The 15896-nt window shown below is 65.4% G+C and carries 14 protein-coding genes; all 14 read left to right on the top strand.

Features of this window, described 5'->3' with window-relative positions; translation table 11 throughout:
- Positions 1-196 precede the first annotated feature (196 nt).
- The 14 genes from bchF (at position 197) to hemA (ending at position 15814) form a co-directional block, all read left to right on the top strand.
- The gene (bchF, locus tag G5V65_RS12200) at positions 197-718 is read left to right on the top strand and encodes a 2-vinyl bacteriochlorophyllide hydratase (protein ID WP_165050441.1); all 522 of its coding nucleotides are present in this window, start codon (positions 197-199) and stop codon (positions 716-718) included.
- Positions 715-1992: a ferredoxin:protochlorophyllide reductase (ATP-dependent) subunit N gene (locus G5V65_RS12205; protein WP_165050443.1), complete on the top strand. Its 1278-nt coding sequence runs from the start codon at positions 715-717 to the stop codon at positions 1990-1992. Before bchF ends, G5V65_RS12205 begins: the two co-directional genes overlap by 4 nt.
- On the top strand, positions 1989-3581 hold the full coding sequence (gene bchB, locus G5V65_RS12210; protein ID WP_165050446.1) for a ferredoxin:protochlorophyllide reductase (ATP-dependent) subunit B: 1593 nt from the start codon (positions 1989-1991) through the stop codon (positions 3579-3581). Before G5V65_RS12205 ends, bchB begins: the two co-directional genes overlap by 4 nt.
- Positions 3571-7164, top strand: a complete 3594-nt coding sequence (locus G5V65_RS12215; RefSeq protein ID WP_165050448.1) for a magnesium chelatase subunit H — start codon at positions 3571-3573, stop codon at positions 7162-7164. Before bchB ends, G5V65_RS12215 begins: the two co-directional genes overlap by 11 nt.
- A 103-nt stretch (positions 7165-7267) precedes the next feature.
- The gene (gene bchL / locus G5V65_RS12220; RefSeq protein WP_023665094.1) at positions 7268-8170 is read left to right on the top strand and encodes a ferredoxin:protochlorophyllide reductase (ATP-dependent) iron-sulfur ATP-binding protein; all 903 of its coding nucleotides are present in this window, start codon (positions 7268-7270) and stop codon (positions 8168-8170) included.
- A 2-nt stretch (positions 8171-8172) separates the two neighbouring features.
- Positions 8173-8841: a magnesium protoporphyrin IX methyltransferase gene (bchM, locus tag G5V65_RS12225; protein ID WP_165050450.1), complete on the top strand. Its 669-nt coding sequence runs from the start codon at positions 8173-8175 to the stop codon at positions 8839-8841.
- A complete protein-coding gene (locus G5V65_RS12230) occupies positions 8838-10283 on the top strand; it encodes a PucC family protein (protein ID WP_165050452.1) in 1446 nt (481 codons plus the stop codon). Before bchM ends, G5V65_RS12230 begins: the two co-directional genes overlap by 4 nt.
- A 17-nt stretch (positions 10284-10300) precedes the next feature.
- Positions 10301-11071, top strand: a complete 771-nt coding sequence (gene puhA / locus G5V65_RS12235) for a photosynthetic reaction center subunit H (protein WP_165050454.1) — start codon at positions 10301-10303, stop codon at positions 11069-11071.
- A 65-nt stretch (positions 11072-11136) separates the two neighbouring features.
- Positions 11137-11778: a photosynthetic complex putative assembly protein PuhB gene (puhB, locus tag G5V65_RS12240; protein ID WP_165050456.1), complete on the top strand. Its 642-nt coding sequence runs from the start codon at positions 11137-11139 to the stop codon at positions 11776-11778.
- 11 nt (positions 11779-11789) lie between these two features.
- On the top strand, positions 11790-12245 hold the full coding sequence (gene puhC, locus G5V65_RS12245) for a photosynthetic complex assembly protein PuhC (RefSeq protein WP_165050458.1): 456 nt from the start codon (positions 11790-11792) through the stop codon (positions 12243-12245).
- 13 nt (positions 12246-12258) lie between these two features.
- The gene (locus G5V65_RS12250) at positions 12259-12555 is read left to right on the top strand and encodes a hypothetical protein (RefSeq protein WP_165050460.1); all 297 of its coding nucleotides are present in this window, start codon (positions 12259-12261) and stop codon (positions 12553-12555) included.
- Positions 12556-12608: 53 nt separating this feature from the next.
- On the top strand, positions 12609-13661 hold the full coding sequence (acsF, locus tag G5V65_RS12255; protein WP_165050682.1) for a magnesium-protoporphyrin IX monomethyl ester (oxidative) cyclase: 1053 nt from the start codon (positions 12609-12611) through the stop codon (positions 13659-13661).
- Between the two features lie 100 nt (positions 13662-13761).
- The gene (gene puhE / locus G5V65_RS12260; protein ID WP_165050462.1) at positions 13762-14598 is read left to right on the top strand and encodes a putative photosynthetic complex assembly protein PuhE; all 837 of its coding nucleotides are present in this window, start codon (positions 13762-13764) and stop codon (positions 14596-14598) included.
- Positions 14599-14602: 4 nt separating this feature from the next.
- Positions 14603-15814: a 5-aminolevulinate synthase gene (gene hemA / locus G5V65_RS12265; protein ID WP_165050464.1), complete on the top strand. Its 1212-nt coding sequence runs from the start codon at positions 14603-14605 to the stop codon at positions 15812-15814.
- Positions 15815-15896: the final 82 nt, after the last annotated feature.

Genomic DNA, 15896 nt, shown 5'->3' on the forward strand with positions numbered 1-15896 from the left:
CAGAGCCAAAAGAATCTTTTGCCCGCAAAACACATGAGAATACGCTGTAATTATATGCGTTATTGGCTGTTTCTTCGGGTTTTCCGGCGAAAGGCCTGCATTTCCGGATCGAGATCAATGTGTAAGTTTCAGTTGACACTTCCACACCCGGCGCTAACCTTTCCCAGCGAGGAGCCGAAAGGAGAGGCGTCTGAAGATGCACCCGAGTCCGAGCAAGACACCGCGCAGGCGGCTTTACACAGAGGCAGAACGCGCCCGGCGTGATGCCACGAAATGGACGCTTGTGCAGGGCCTGCTGGCCCCTGCCCAGTTCGTTGCATTTGCCGTGTCCGTGGTGCTTGTCCTGCGCTTTCTCTGGACGGGGGAAGGCTACCTTGCTGCGACCGTTTCGATCATCGTCAAGACGGGCTTTCTCTATGTCATCATGGTGACCGGCGCGATCTGGGAGAAGGTCGTCTTCGGCCAGTACCTCTTTGCCCCCGCCTTCTTCTGGGAAGACGTCTTCAGCTTTGCCGTCATCGCGCTGCATTCTGCTTATATCTGGGCACTTTACACCGGATACCTCAGCCCTTCCGAACTGATGTTCCTGGCGCTTGCGGCCTATGCCACCTACGTCGTGAATGCGGGTCAGTTCCTGTGGAAACTGCGCCTTGCCCGGCTTGATGCAGAGGCCGAGACCGTCGAGGAAAACCGCACCATGGCGGAGGTGGTCGCATGAGCCTCGACCTGCCTTCCGACGGCTGCCGCAGCACCCCGGTCCTGAAGGAACGGGGCCAGCGCGAGGTGTTCTGCGGCTTGACCGGAATCATCTGGCTGCATCGCAAGATGCAGGATGCCTTTTTCCTTGTCGTCGGATCGCGGACCTGTGCGCATCTGCTGCAATCGGCGGCAGGGGTGATGATCTTCGCCGAGCCGCGTTTCGGGACAGCGATTCTCGAAGAGAAGGATCTGGCGGGGCTGGCCGATGCGAATGCAGAGCTTGACCGCGAGGTGGGCCGTCTTCTGGCGCGCCGCCCCGACATCCGGCAGCTGTTCCTGGTGGGCTCCTGCCCTTCCGAAGTGATCAAGCTGGATCTGGCCCGCGCCGCGGAACGCCTGAACCAGCAGCATGCCCCGCATGTCCGGGTCTACAACTATTCCGGATCAGGGATCGAGACGACCTTCACCCAGGGCGAGGATGCCTGCCTTGCGGCGATGGTTCCGACGCTTGCCCCGACGGCGGCGCGCGATCTTCTGATCGTGGGTGCCATGCCGGATGTGGTGGAGGATCAGTGCCTTGCCCTGCTTTCGGCCATGGGCATCGGGCCGATCCGGGTTCTGCCCGCGCATCGGGCCGGGGAATTGCCCCATGTCGGGGAAAACACCGTCTTCGCGCTGGTCCAGCCGTTTCTTGGCGATACCCATGCCGCGCTGATCCGGCGCGGGGCGCGGCATATCCCGGCCCCCTTCCCCTTTGGCGAGGAAGGCTCGACCGCCTGGCTTCGGGCCATCGCGGATGAATTCGGCGTGCCGCGGGACCTGTTCGAAAGCGTGATCGCCGCGCCGCGCGCCCGGGCGCAGAAGGCCATCGCCGCGCAGGCCGCGGAATTGCGGGGCAAGAGCGTCTTCTTCTTTCCCGACAGCCAGCTGGAGATTCCGCTGGCGCGCTTTCTGGTCCGCGAATGCGGGATGACCGCGATCGAGGTGGGCACCCCCTATCTGCATGAAGGGCTGGTCGGACCGGACCTTGATCTTCTGCCGAAGGGCCCGGTGATCAGCGAGGGGCAGGATGTCGAAAAGCAGCTGGATCGTGTGCGTGCGGCCAGCCCGGACCTGACGGTCTGCGGATTGGGCCTTGCCAACCCGCTGGAGGCCGAAGGCTTTGCCACCAAATGGGCCATCGAACTGGTCTTCACGCCGGTGCATTTCTACGAACAGGCGGGTGATCTTGCCGGCCTCTTCTCGCGCCCGCTGCGCCGCAAGGCGATCCTCCGCAAGGAGGCCGCCGAATGAAGCTGACGCTCTGGACATATGAAGGCCCGCCCCATGTGGGGGCGATGCGCGTGGCGACCGGCATGAAGGGGATGCATTACGTGCTGCATGCCCCGCAGGGCGATACCTATGCTGACCTGCTGTTCACCATGATCGAACGCAGGAACCACCGCCCGCCGGTCACCTTTACCACCTTCCAGGCCCGCGATCTGGGCGGCGATACGGCGAACCTCTTCAAGGACAGCGCGCGCGACGCCTATGACCGCTTTCAGCCGCAGGCGATGATCGTCGGGGCCTCGTGCACTGCCGAACTGATCCAGGATGATCCGGGTGGCCTGGCCGAGGCGCTGGGCCTGCCCATCCCGGTGATCCCGCTGGACCTGCCCTCGTACCAGCGGAAGGAGAATTTCGGCGCGGACGAGACCTTCTACCAGATCGTAAAGGCATTGGCGCAGCCCATGCCGCGCACGGAAGCCATCACCTGCAACCTTCTTGGCGCCACCGCCCTGGGGTTCCGCCACCGCGATGACGTGACCGAAGTGACGAGGCTGCTGTCGCTGATGGGCATCAGCGTCAATGTGGCAGCGCCCATGGGCGCGACGCCGGACGACATTGCCCGTATGGGACAGGCGCATTTCAACGTGCTGCTCTACCCTGAAACCGGCGAGGCCGCCGCGCGCCACCTGGAACGCGCCTGTGGCCAGCCCTATACGAAGATCGTTCCCATCGGGGTTGGGGCGACGCGGGATTTCCTGCATGAAGTCAGCGCCTTGACGGGCTTGTCTGCCAAAGTGGATGAAAGTGGTCTGCGCCTTCCCTGGTGGTCGGCTTCGGTGGATTCCACCTACCTGACCGGCAAGCGCGTCTACATCTTCGGCGACGCCACCCATGTCACGACCGCCGCCCGCATCGCGGCGACCGAGATCGGCTTCGAAGTCGTGGGCATGGGCTGCTTCAACCGCGAATTTGCCCGTCCCCTGCGCGCGGCCGCCAAGGCCTATGGCGTGGAGCCGCTGATCACCGACGACTATCTGGAGGTTGAGGCCGAAATCGCCCGCCTGCAACCCGAACTGATCCTCGGCACCCAGATGGAACGGCATATCGGCAAGCGGCTGGGCATTCCCTGCGCCGTCATCTCGGCCCCGGTCCATGTGCAGGACTTCCCGGCGCGCTACTCGCCCCAGATGGGATTCGAAGGCGCGAATGTCATTTTCGACAGCTGGATCCATCCGCTGGTCATGGGGCTGGAAGAACATCTTCTGACGATGTTCCGCGAGGATTTCGAATTCCATGACGAAGCCGGGGCCAGCCATCACGGCGGCAAGGCCGTGCCGCGCCAGGAGGAGGAGCTGCCGACCTATGTGGTTCCGGCCGGGCAAGACCTGTCTGCGCCGCTGGATCGCTATGCCGCCATGATCCCGGACATCCCGATCATCACGCCTTCGGGCGAGGTGGTCTGGCTGCCCGATGCCGAGCGCGAGTTGAAGAAGATCCCCTTCTTCGTGCGCGGCAAGGCCAAGCGCAACACCGAACGCTATGCCACCGACCGCGGCCTGTTCGAGATCAGCGTCGACACCCTGTATGAGGCAAAGGCCCATTATGCGCGATGATCGCTATGCATCGCCGGAAGAATTGGGCGTCCCGACCCGGGGCGACGGTGTCTATCGCTTTGTCATCGTAACGCTGGACGCCCATGCCGCAGGCCCCGCCGCCCGCGTGGCCCCCGCGCTGGCCAAGGACTTCCCCGGCATCGAAGTGTCGATCCACGCCGCCGCCGAATGGGCCGAAAACCCCGTGGCGCTGGCCCGCGCCAAGGCCGCGATCCGCGCCGCCGACATCGTCGTGGCAAACCTTCTGTTCATCGAGGAACATATCACCGCCGTCATCGAAGACCTGCGCGCCGTGCGCGATGGGCTGGATGCCTTCGTCGGCGTCATCGCCGATCCGCAGATCGTGAAGATGACGCGGATGGGCGAGTTGGACATGTCCAAACCCGCCTCCGCCGCCATGCAACTGCTGAAGAAGTTGCGCGGGTCGAACGCCCCCTCGGGATCGTCGGGCGAAAAGCAGATGAAGATGCTGCGGCGGCTGCCCAAGATCCTCCGCTTCCTGCCCGGCAAGGCGCAGGACCTGCGGGCCTGGTTCCTGTCCATGCAATACTGGCTGGGCGGGTCGGACGACAACATCGAACAGATGATCCGCTACCTCGTCTCGCGCTACTCGGCCAACCGCGACTGGAAAGCGGTTTCGGCCAAACCCCCGGTCGACTATCCCGATGTCGGGCTCTACCACCCCGACCTCGCCGCGCGCATCACCACCAACGTGGCGGACCTCCCCCGCCCGGTGGGAGCGGTCTCGACCGTGGGGCTCCTCATGCTGCGGTCCTACATCCTCGCCTCGGACACCGCCCATTACGACGCGGTGATCCGGGCCTTCGAGGCCAAGGGGATCGCCGTCCTTCCCGCCTTCGCCGGGGGCCTCGACGGTCGGCCCGCCATCGACGCCTTCTTCAAGGGGCGCACCGACGCGATGGTGTCACTGACCGGGTTCTCCCTCGTCGGAGGCCCCGCCTATAACGACAGCCCCGCCGCCGTCGCCGCACTGGAAGAGTTGGACATCCCCTACATCGCCGCCCACCCGCTGGAATTCCAGACGCTGGGCCAATGGGGCGCGTCGGGCGGCGGCCTCGGCCCGGTGGAAACCACCATGCTCATCGCGCTCCCGGAAATCGACGGCGCGACGAACCCCACCGTCTTTGCCGGCCGCCACGACCTGAACGGCTGCGCGGGCTGCAAGCTGAACTGCCGCGCGGCGTCGGAAGAGGCGATCACCACCCGCGCGATGGCCCCCTGCTTCGAACGCATCGACGCGCTGGCCGACAAGACCGCCCGCCTCACCGCCCTGCGCCGGTCGCAAGTGGCCGAACGCAAGGTCGCCGTTGTCCTCTACGGCTTCCCCCCGAACGCAGGCGCGGCAGGCACCGCCGCCTACCTCGGCGTCTTCGAAAGCCTCTTCAACACGCTCCACGCGATGGCCGCCGAAGGCTACGACCTGACGCCCCCCGCCACGCTGGACGATCTGCGCGAGGCCGTCATGGGCGGCACGTCGCGCATGTATGGCCAACCCGCCAACGTCCACACCATCATCCCAGCCGCCGAAATGGTCGCGAAAACGCGCTGGCTGTCCGACGTCGAACGCGTCTGGGGCCCCGCCCCCGGTCGCCTGCAGACCGACGGGCGCGGCGTGATGATCCTCGGCGCGCAATTCGGCAAGGTCTTCGTCGGCCTGCAACCCGTCTTCGGCTACGAGGGCGACCCGATGCGCCTTCTCTTCGAAAAGGGCTTCGCCCCGACCCATGCCATGATGACCTTCTACCGCTGGCTGCGTGACGATTTCCGCGCCGATGTCCTGCTGCATTTCGGGATGCATGGCGCGCTGGAATTCCTGCCGGGCAAACAGGCGGGCGTGTCCGAAACCTGCTGGCCCGACCGCCTGATCGGCAACATGCCCAACGTCTATCTCTACGCCTCCAACAACCCGTCCGAGGCGACGCTGGCCAAGCGCCGGTCGAACGCCGTGACGATCACCCACCTGACGCCACCGCTTGCCCAGTCGGGCCTCTACAAAGGCCTGCAAGACCTCAAGGACTCCCTCTCCCGCTGGCGCGCCGCCTCGGATGACGCGCCGGACCGTGCGGACCTGTGGGAGTTGATCGTGGAACAGTCCCGCGCCGTGGACCTCGACCCCACGGACCCCGCGCAACTCTGGGTGAAACTGCTGGAAACCGAAGGCGCGCTGATCCCCGACGGGCTGCACGTCCTTGGCCGCCCAATGGGGCCGAATGAACGCCGCGACTACATCGACCTGATCGGCGCGACGGGGGCAGAGGCCGAGGCGCTGGATGCCAAGCTGCAGGCCCAGACCGAAATCCCCGCCATCCTCCGCGCGCTTGGCGGCCATTTCACCAGCCCCGTCCCCGGCGGCGACCTGATCCGGTCCACCGACATCCTGCCCACGGGCCGCAACATCCACGCCTTCGACCCGTTCCGCATGCCCACCGCCTTCGCGCTGAAGGACGGCACATGCCAAGCCCAGCGCCTGCTCGACACCCACCCCACCCTGCCGCGCACCGTGGCGCTGGTCCTCTGGGGATCGGACAACATCAAATCCGACGGCGCACCCCTCTCGCAGGCGCTGGCGCTCATGGGGGCCAAGCCCCGCTTCGACCATTACGGCCGCCTCTGCGGGGCCGACCTCATCCCGCTTGCCGAACTTGGCCGCCCGCGCATCGACGTGGTGATGACCCTTTCCGGCATCTTCCGTGACCTGCTGCCGCTGCAAACCCGGATGCTGGCTGAGGCCGCATGGAAGGCCGCCGTGGCCGAGGAACCGATCTCCCAGAACTTCATCCGCGCCCATGCGCTGGCCTATGCCGACGAGATGGGCGTGGACATGGAAACCGCCGCGCTGCGCGTCTTTTCCAATGCCGAAGGGGCCTACGGGTCCAACGTCAACATCATGGTGGGGTCCTCGGCCTTCGGCGAAGAAGACGAACTCGCCGACGCCTATGAAAACCGCAAATCCTTCGCCTATGGCCGCAACGGCAAGGCCACGCAGAACGCGGCCCTCCTGCAAAAGACGCTGAAGGACGTGGACCTCGCCTATCAGAACCTCGAATCCGTGGAACTGGGCGTCACCACGGTGGACCAGTATTTCGACACGCTGGGCGGCATCGCCCGCGCCGTGAAACGCGCGCGCGGCGGGCAGGAAACCCCGGTCTATATCGGCGACCAGACGCGCGGCGGCGGCACCGTCCGCACACTGAAGGATCAGATCGCGCTGGAAACCCGGTCGCGCAGCCTGAACCCCAAGTATTTCGAAGGCCTCCTCCGCCACGGCGCCGAAGGCGTCCGCCAGATCGAGGCGCAGGTATCGAACACCTTCGGCTGGTCCGCCACCACCGCACAGGTCGATCCTTGGGTTTATCAGCGCCTGTCGGAAACCTTCGTGCTGGACGAGGCGATGCGCCGCCGTCTGGCCGCCCTCAACCCCGAAGCCTCCTCGCGCATGGCCCAGCGCCTGCTGGAGGCGTCGGACCGCAACTACTGGCAACCCGATGCCGACACGCTCGCCGCGCTGCAACGCGCCGCGGACGAGCTTGAGGATCGGCTGGAAGGGATCGCGGCGGAATGACCCAAACGCGCACCCATGACCACTGCCGGAGCGGGGGGCCAGCCCCCCGCACCCCCCGGGGTATTTTCCCCGAGACGAAGACCATTTCGAAAGGAAATGACGCATGAGCCCCAGAGACGAAATCCCCCTGCTGAAAGGCTTGGATGGCGAAGGCTCGGTGCAGGTGCATCAGGACGCTTCGATGAAGATCGAAGGGGCCAAGGTCTTTTCCGTCTATGGCAAGGGCGGGATCGGGAAATCGACCACCTCCTCGAACCTGTCGGCCGCGTTTTCCGTCATGGGCAAGCGCGTGCTGCAGATCGGCTGCGACCCGAAGCATGACTCGACCTTCACCCTGACGGGCCGCCTGCAACCCACCGTGATCGACATCCTGAAGGAGGTCGATTTCCACGCCGAGGAGCTGCGCCCGGAAGACTACGTCGCCACCGGCTGGAACGGCGTGAAATGCGTCGAGGCGGGGGGACCCCCCGCCGGCACCGGCTGCGGCGGCTATGTCGTGGGGCAGACGGTGAAACTGCTGAAGCAGCATCACCTGCTGGAAGACACCGACGTGGTGATCTTCGACGTGCTGGGCGACGTGGTCTGCGGCGGCTTTGCCGCGCCGCTGCAACATGCCGACCGCGCGGTGATCGTCACCGCCAACGACTTCGACTCGATCTACGCGATGAACCGCATCATCGCCGCCGTTCAGGCGAAATCCGGCAACTACAAGGTGCAACTCGCAGGCTGCGTCGCCAACCGCTCGCGCGCCACGGACGAGGTGGACCGCTATTGCGAGAAGGTCGGCTTCAACCGCCTCGCCCACATGCCCGACATCGACGCCATCCGCCGCTCGCGCCTGAAGAAGAAGACGCTGTTCGAGATGGATGACGAGGACGACATCATCACCGCCCGCGCCGAATACCTGCGGCTGGCCGATACGCTCTGGCGGTCGGTGCAGGCGCCGGGGTCCACCCCCGACCCGCTGCCTGACCGCGATATCTTCGAACTTCTGGGATTTGACTGAGAATGCAGGACTATTCCGCCACGCTCTCCCGCGTCGAGGACTATTTCGACCGCAGCGCCACCAAGGTGTGGGAGCGCCTGACCTCTGATGCGCCCGTCAGCCGCATCCGCCAGACCGTCCGCGAAGGCCGCGACCGGATGCGCGCCATCATGCTGTCGCGCCTGCCCGCCGACCTGACCGGCGCACGCGTGCTGGACGCTGGCTGCGGCACCGGGCTGATGACGGCGGAACTCGCCGCGCGCGGGGCCGATGTGGTGGCGGTGGACATCTCGCCCCAGCTCATAGCCATTGCCGAGGCGCGCCTGACCGAAGACCTGCGCCCTCGCGTCACCTTCGCCAGCGGCGACATGACCTGCACGAGCCATGGCCGCTTCGACTTCGTCATGGCGATGGACAGCCTGATCTACTACCGCACCCCCGACATCGCGGCCGCCCTGCGCAAGCTGGCGGACCGGACAGCGGGCCACATCACCTTTACCGTCGCCCCGCGCACGCCTTTCCTGATGACCTTCTTCACCATCGGCAAGGCCTTCCCGCGCGCCGACCGCTCGCCCACCATGATCCCGCAGGACTGGCGCGCCATCGCCCGCCATACGGGCGGCGACCTGGGACGCGTCGAACGCGTCAGCCGCGGCTTCTACATTTCCGAATGTCTGGAGTATCGCGCATGATCCTCCGCAAGAAAGACCTGCAACGCTTCACCGCCAACTGGCTGCCCTTCGCAGATGTGGCCTCCGAAGGGCTGCCTCTGGCACAACTCCTGCGGCTGTCGCTGTTTCAGGTGTCGGTCGGCATGGCGCAGGTCCTTCTGCTCGGCACGCTGAACCGCGTGATGATCGTGGAACTCTCGGTCCCCGCCATGATCGTGGCCGCGATGATCGCCATCCCCGTCCTCGTCGCCCCCTTCCGCGCGCTGCTGGGCCACCGTTCCGATACCCACCGCTCTGCGCTGGGGTGGAAGCGCGTGCCCTACCTGTGGTTCGGCTCGCTCTGGCAGATGGGGGGGCTTGCCGTCATGCCCTTCGCCCTGCTGGTCCTCTCCGGCGACCGCACGTTCGAGGTGCCTTATGCGGGCGAAACCCTCGCCGCCATCGCCTTCCTGATGACCGGCCTCGGCATGCACATGACGCAGACGGCAGGCCTCGCGCTGGCCTCGGACCGCGCCTCCGACGAGACACGCCCCCGCGTCGTGGCGCTGCTCTATGTGGCGAACCTCCTTGGCATGGGTATCTCGGCGCTGGCCATCGGCTGGCTTCTGCAGAACTTCGACCCGCTCACGCTGGTCAAGGTCGTGCAGGGCTGCGGCCTCGCCACGCTGATCCTCAACCTCATCGCGCTGTGGAAACAGGAACGCTTCCGCCCGATGACCAAGGCGGAACGCGAAGAACCCCGCCCCCGCTTTGCCGATGCCTGGGCCGATCTCATGGCAGGCGGCACGGCGGGCAGGCTGCTTGTCGTCGTCGTCCTCGGCACGCTGGGCTTTGCCATGCAGGATGTCCTCCTCGAACCCTATGGCGGTGAAATCCTCGGGCTGAGCGTCTCGCAGACCACCTTCCTTACCGCCATGTCGGCCATGGGGGCGCTGACCGGGTTCATCCTCGCCGCCCGCTGGCTGGCACGCGGCACCGATCCCTACCGCCTTGCCGCGCGCGGCATCCTTGCAGGGATCGCCGCCTTCTCCGCCGTCATCTTCGCGGCCCCGCTCCATTCCACTGCGCTCTTCTTCGCGGGGGCGGGCCTCATCGGCTTTGGCGCGGGGCTCTTTGCCATCGCCACCCTGACCGTCGCCATGACCATGTCCGTGGGCGGCCTTGCCGGCGCGGGCATCGCGCTTGGCGCTTGGGGCGCGGCACAGGCCACGGCGCAGGGCGTCTCCATCTTCCTCGGCGGCACGATCCGCGACGTCGTGGGCCACCTTGCCACCGCAGGAACCCTCGGCCCCGGCCTTGCCGATCCGTCGATGGGCTATTCCTTCGTCTACCACATCGAAATCGCGCTGCTTTTCGCGACGCTTGCCGCGCTCGGACCGCTTGTCCGCCTGCGGCCCCTTCACGACCCGAACCAAGCCACGTCCGGCGATGCGCGCCTGCGCCTTGCCGAATTCCCAACCTGACCCCGGAGGACCATCACATGGTAGGTGTCAACTTCTTTGGAAACTTCGATCTGGCAAGCCTGTCGATCTGGCTCTTCTGGGCCTTCTTCGCGCTGCTGATCTACTATCTGCAGACCGAGAACATGCGCGAAGGCTATCCGCTGGAGATGGAGGACGGCTCGCCCGCCCCGAACCAGGGCCCCTTCCCGGTGCCAAAGCCCAAGACCTTCAAACTGCCGCATGGCAAGGGCGAGGTCGTGGCCCCCTCGACCGCGAACGAGGCGGCCCACCGCCGCAGCGATCTGGCGCTGGCGCGCACGGCGGTTTCCGAGGGCTTTCCGCATGCCCCGACCGGCAATCCGATGACCGATGGCGTCGGCCCCGCCTCCTGGGTGCCGCGCCGTGATGAGCCGGAACTGGATGGCCACGGCCATGCCAAGATCGTGCCCATGGGTCAGGCCAAGGGCTTTGTCGTCAGCGCGGGCCGCGATCCGCGTGGCTTGCCCGTGCAGGCCGCCGATCTGGAAGTCGTGGGTCGGGTTTCCGACATGTGGGTCGACGCCCCTGAGCAGCTTGTCCGCTATCTGGAGATCGAGCTGAACGAAGGCGGCAAGCGTCTTGTTCCCATGACCCTGGCCCGCATCTGGCCCGACCGCGTGCGCGTTCGCGCCATCGCATCGGACAGCTTTGCAGGCATTCCGCAGACCAAGTCGCTGACCACTGTCACGAAGCTCGAGGAAGACAAGATCTCGGGCTACGTCGCCGGTGGCTGGATGTACGACGCCGACAAGCGCAAGCACGGCTTCTGACGCAAAGGGGGGCGGCCTGCGCCCGGGCCGCCCCGTCTTACCCCAAGCTTGAAAGGGTCTGAACCATGTCAGACCATGATGATTTCGCCTTCGACGTGGCCCCCGGTATCCCCGCGCCACTCCCCAAAGGGGAAGAGGTCCTCTGGCAGGGCCGCCCCGATACAAACGCCCTCGCCCGCGAGGCGTTCAAGATCCGCTGGATCGCCGGATACATGGCGCTGATCGTGCTGTGGAAGGCCGGTATGGGCCTTGCCGACGGGGGCCTTGCCCTGGCGGTGCTGCGCGGCCTGCCCTATCTGGTGCTGGCCGTGGCTGCGGTTGCGGTGGTCTGGCTGCTGGCATGGGCGCAGGCCCGCGCCACGGTCTATACCGTCACCTCGGCGCGCGTGCTGATGAAGATCGGTGCCGCCCTGTCGGTCACCTACAACATCCCCTTCGCGCAGGTGGGAACCGCCCGGCTTGATCTGAAACCCACTGGAACCGGCACGATCGCGCTGGAAACGCTGGGCGAGACGCGGCTTGCCTTCATGGCGCTGTGGCCGCATCTGCGGCCCGGGCGGATGAAACGCACAGAACCCGCCCTGCGCTGCATTCCCGATGCGGAACGCGTGGCGCGGCTGCTGGCCGAGGCGGCCGAGGCGCGCCTTGCCATGCCCGTCGTCACCCGCGCCGATGCGGCGCTGGCCGATGCCGTCGCGGCGGAATGAGGAGAGCGGCCATGACACAACGCCAACCCGCCCTTCACAACCAGAAGACCGAGATGATCCCGACAGCCCTGCTGCGCGCGATGTTCGCGCTGGCGGTGGTCAGCCTTGCCATCACGACGGCCGCCGTGGTTTCGGGCCGCCCGACCGTGGGCCAGCCCAAGGCGGCCGAGGTGGTCTCCTCCCGCGCGATCATCCTTGAGGGCCTTGATGCGCAGGCCGTCACCGTTCGCAATCCGGATGGCACGCTTCTGGCCGACCTGCCGCATGGCGGGTTCATCACCGTGATCCAGAACGCCATGGCGCGCGAGCGTCTGGTGCATCGGATCGAAGGCAATCCCCCGCTGAACATCGTCCGCTATGCCAATGGTCGCCTCGTCGCCGAGGATCCGGCCACCGGATGGAGCGCCGAGCTTTATGCCTTCGGCGGGGACAACAAGGCCGCGTTCGAACGGCTGCTCGACCAATAAGGGAACCAGAAAGATGGGACTTTTCACCAAAGCAAAGGAACAGGTGCCCTGCACCGTCGAGGTGAGTCATCGCTTCGAAAGCCTGCACGCCCATGTGCGTTTCAACAACGGCGCCGTGGTCCATCCCGGAGATGAGGTTCTTGTCCATGGCACGCCCGTTCTGGCGGCCTATGGCGAGGTCGTCATCGAGGACCGCACCGCCACGATCACCCGCGCAAGCTGGCTTGAGCGCCAATGGACCCGCCTGACGGGCGACCTTGGCTTCATGGAGCTTTGCGAATTCTCCTTCTCCGAAGAGGTGACGCTGTGAACGCCCATGCCCAACCGCAGCATGACACCACCCATGGCGAGCTGCACGCCGAGATGGCCGATGCCTTCGACACCACCGCGATGGCGACCGAGACCACGCTTCTCAACCCGCGCTTCTACACCACCGATTTCGACGAGATGGATCGCATCGACGTGACCCCCGTCCGCGCGGAATGGGACAAGCTGATCGCGCAGATGAAGTCGGATCCGAACCGGGGGCATTTCAAGAAGAATGCCGATTGGGATACTGTCGACTGGCAGGGGATGGACCCTGCCCTGCGCGCGGAATTCATCGACTTCCTCGTATCGTCCTGCACCGCCGAATTCTCGGGCTGCGTGCTGTACAAGGAGATGAAGCGGCGTGGCACCAATGCCGACATCTGCGAGCTGTTCAACTACATGGCCCGCGACGAGGCACGCCATGCCGGTTTCATCAACGACGCCCTGCGCGAGGCGGGCGTTGCCGTGAACCTGGGCTTCCTGACCAAGGCGAAGAAATACACCTATTTCCGGCCCAAGTTCATCTACTACGCGACCTATCTTTCGGAAAAGATCGGCTATGCGCGCTACATCACCATCTACCGCCACCTCGAGGCGCACCCCGAACAGCGCTTTCACCCGATCTTCAAATGGTTCAGGGAATGGTGCAATGACGAGTTCAGCCATGGCGAAGCCTTTGCCCTGCTGATGCGCACCGACCCAAAGCTGACGCAGTCTTTCGCCAACAAGCTGTGGATCCGGTTCTTCCTGACGGCGGTCTATTCCACCATGTGGGTGCGCGACCATGCGCGGGTGGATTTCCACAACGCTCTGGGCGTGGATATCGACTGGTATGACCAGGAGGTGTTCCGCAAGACCTCGATCATCGCGCGGCAGGTCTTTCCGGTGGAACTGGATATCGACCATCCCCGCTGGCTGCCCGGCCTGCGCCGCATGGACCAGGCCATGCGCGACATGGACGCGGCCAAGCGCAAGGGCGGTATCGGCGGCTGGATCGGCCACAAGACCGCCACCCTGCGCGCCGCGCTTGCCTTCGCGGGCCTCTACCTGATCCCGGTCAAGCATATGACGCCCCCGGCAGATGTCCGGCTGGAGCCGTCCTTTTGACCCCTGAACACGCATATCGCCGCGCAAGCGGTGGTTGCGGCGGCGGGATGGGCGCGTCCCACCGCCCGGCGCGGTCCCCCTCAGAAGGGGGGGGCCGCGCATGACAAATCCATGGCTGGCCGCCATTGCCGCCCTGTTCCTGTGGTGGTTTTCGACCGGCATCATCATCTGGCGTGTCAAGCGGGCCGATCGCGAGGGGCGCGACGCGCATCTGTGGTCGGTCATCCTGGGCCTGCCGCTTCTGGCGGGCGGCTTTGGCGTGATGCGCCACAGCCTTGACGATGCCAGCGGAACCGGCGCCTTCGCGGCCTTCGTCGCTGCGCTGGCGATCTGGGGCTGGATCGAACTGGCCTTCCTTTCGGGCGTGATCGCAGGGCCGAATACCCGCCCCTGCCCGCCTTTCGCCCCGTTGTGGGAGCGCTTCCTGCGCGCCTGCGGCACCATCGCCTGGCATGAACTTGCGCTGATGGGCACGCTTGGCGTGCTGGCACAGATGAGCGAGGGGGCCGAGAACCGCTTTGGCGTCTGGACCTTTGCGATCCTGTTCTTCGCGCGGATTTCGGCCAAGCTGAACCTGTTCTTCGGCGTGCCGCGCATCCATACCGAGTTTCTGCCGAAACCCCTGGCGCATCTGCCCAGCCATTTCCGCATCGCACCGATGAACGCTGTCTTTCCCGTCTCGATCACCGTGCTGTCCTTTGCCGTGGCCTGTTTCCTGGAACGGCTCTGGTCCGCCACGGATGCGGGACAGACCATCGGCTATACACTGCTTTCCGCCCTGACCCTGCTTGCGCTTCTGGAGCATTGGTTCATGGTCCTGCCCCTTCCCGACCAGAAGCTCTGGCGCTGGATGATGCCATCCGATCGCGCCGACCTGACACCAGCAAACGCATCGGGCACGGCAAGACCCGAAAAGCCACTGACAGTGAGGAAGTGACGACATGGACTTCGACGCAATTTTCCAGGAACAGATCGACGCGCTGAAGGCGGAGGGCAACTATCGTGTCTTCGCCGATCTGGAGCGGCGCTGTGGTTCCTTTCCCCGGGCCGCCAATCACAAGGACGGCGCGGTGCGCGAGGTCACCGTCTGGTGTTCCAACGATTATCTGGGAATGGGCCAGAACGAAACCGTGGTGAAGGCGATGGTCGAGGCCGTGCAGACCTGCGGCACGGGCGCGGGCGGCACGCGCAACATCAGCGGCACCAACCACCACCACCTGCTGCTGGAACAGGAACTGGCCGAGTTGCATGGCAAGGAGGCGGCGCTTCTCTTCACCTCCGGCTATGTGTCGAACTGGGCCGCCCTTTCCACCCTCGGCGCGCGCATCCCCAATGCGGTGATCCTGTCGGATGAGAAGAACCACGCATCGATGATCGAAGGCATCCGCCATTCCCGCGCCGACAAGGTGCTGTGGAAACACAACGACTGGCGCGATCTGGACCGCAAGCTGCATGCCGTGGGCGACCGGCCCAAGATCGTGGCCTTTGAGAGCGTTTATTCGATGGACGGCGACATCGCCCCCATCCGCGAAATCGTCGAGGTCTGCGAAGCCCACGGCGCGCTGTCATATATCGACGAGGTCCATGCCGTCGGCATGTATGGCCCCCATGGCGGCGGCGTGACCGAGGAACTGGGTCTCGCCCACCGCATCGACCTGATCGAAGGAACCTTGGGCAAGGCCTTTGGCTGCGTCGGCGGCTACATCACCGGCTCCGCCGCGCTTTGCGATTTCGTCCGCAGCTTCGCCTCGGGCTTCATCTTCACAACCGCCCTGCCCCCGGCCGTGGCTGCCGCCGCCGCCGCGTCGATCCGTCATCTGAAACAGTCGGACGAGGAGCGCCGGATGCAGAAGCAGAACGTCGCCAAGCTGCGCGCGAGGCTTGACCGCGCGGGAATCCCCCATATGGCCAATGACAGCCACATCATCCCGGTGATGATCGGGGACCCGGTCAAGTGCCGCATGGTGTCGAACATCTTGATGGATGACTGGGGCATCTATGTGCAGCCGATCAACTATCCCACCGTGCCGAAGGGCACCGAACGGCTGCGCATCACGCCAGGCCCCCTGCATAGCGATGCCGATATCGACCATCTGGTGACCGCCCTCGCCTCGCTCTGGCAGCGCTGCGCCGTGGCGCATGCGGTGGCCTAGGCGAAAATCCTCACATCCTGATCACGAAGTCTTGCCAGAACGAAAAGCCGAACCAGTTTAGTATCGCCCAAGAAACCGGGAG

This window comes from Paragemmobacter kunshanensis, assembly GCF_011059185.1.
Classification (GTDB): Bacteria; Pseudomonadota; Alphaproteobacteria; order Rhodobacterales; family Rhodobacteraceae; genus Paragemmobacter; species Paragemmobacter kunshanensis.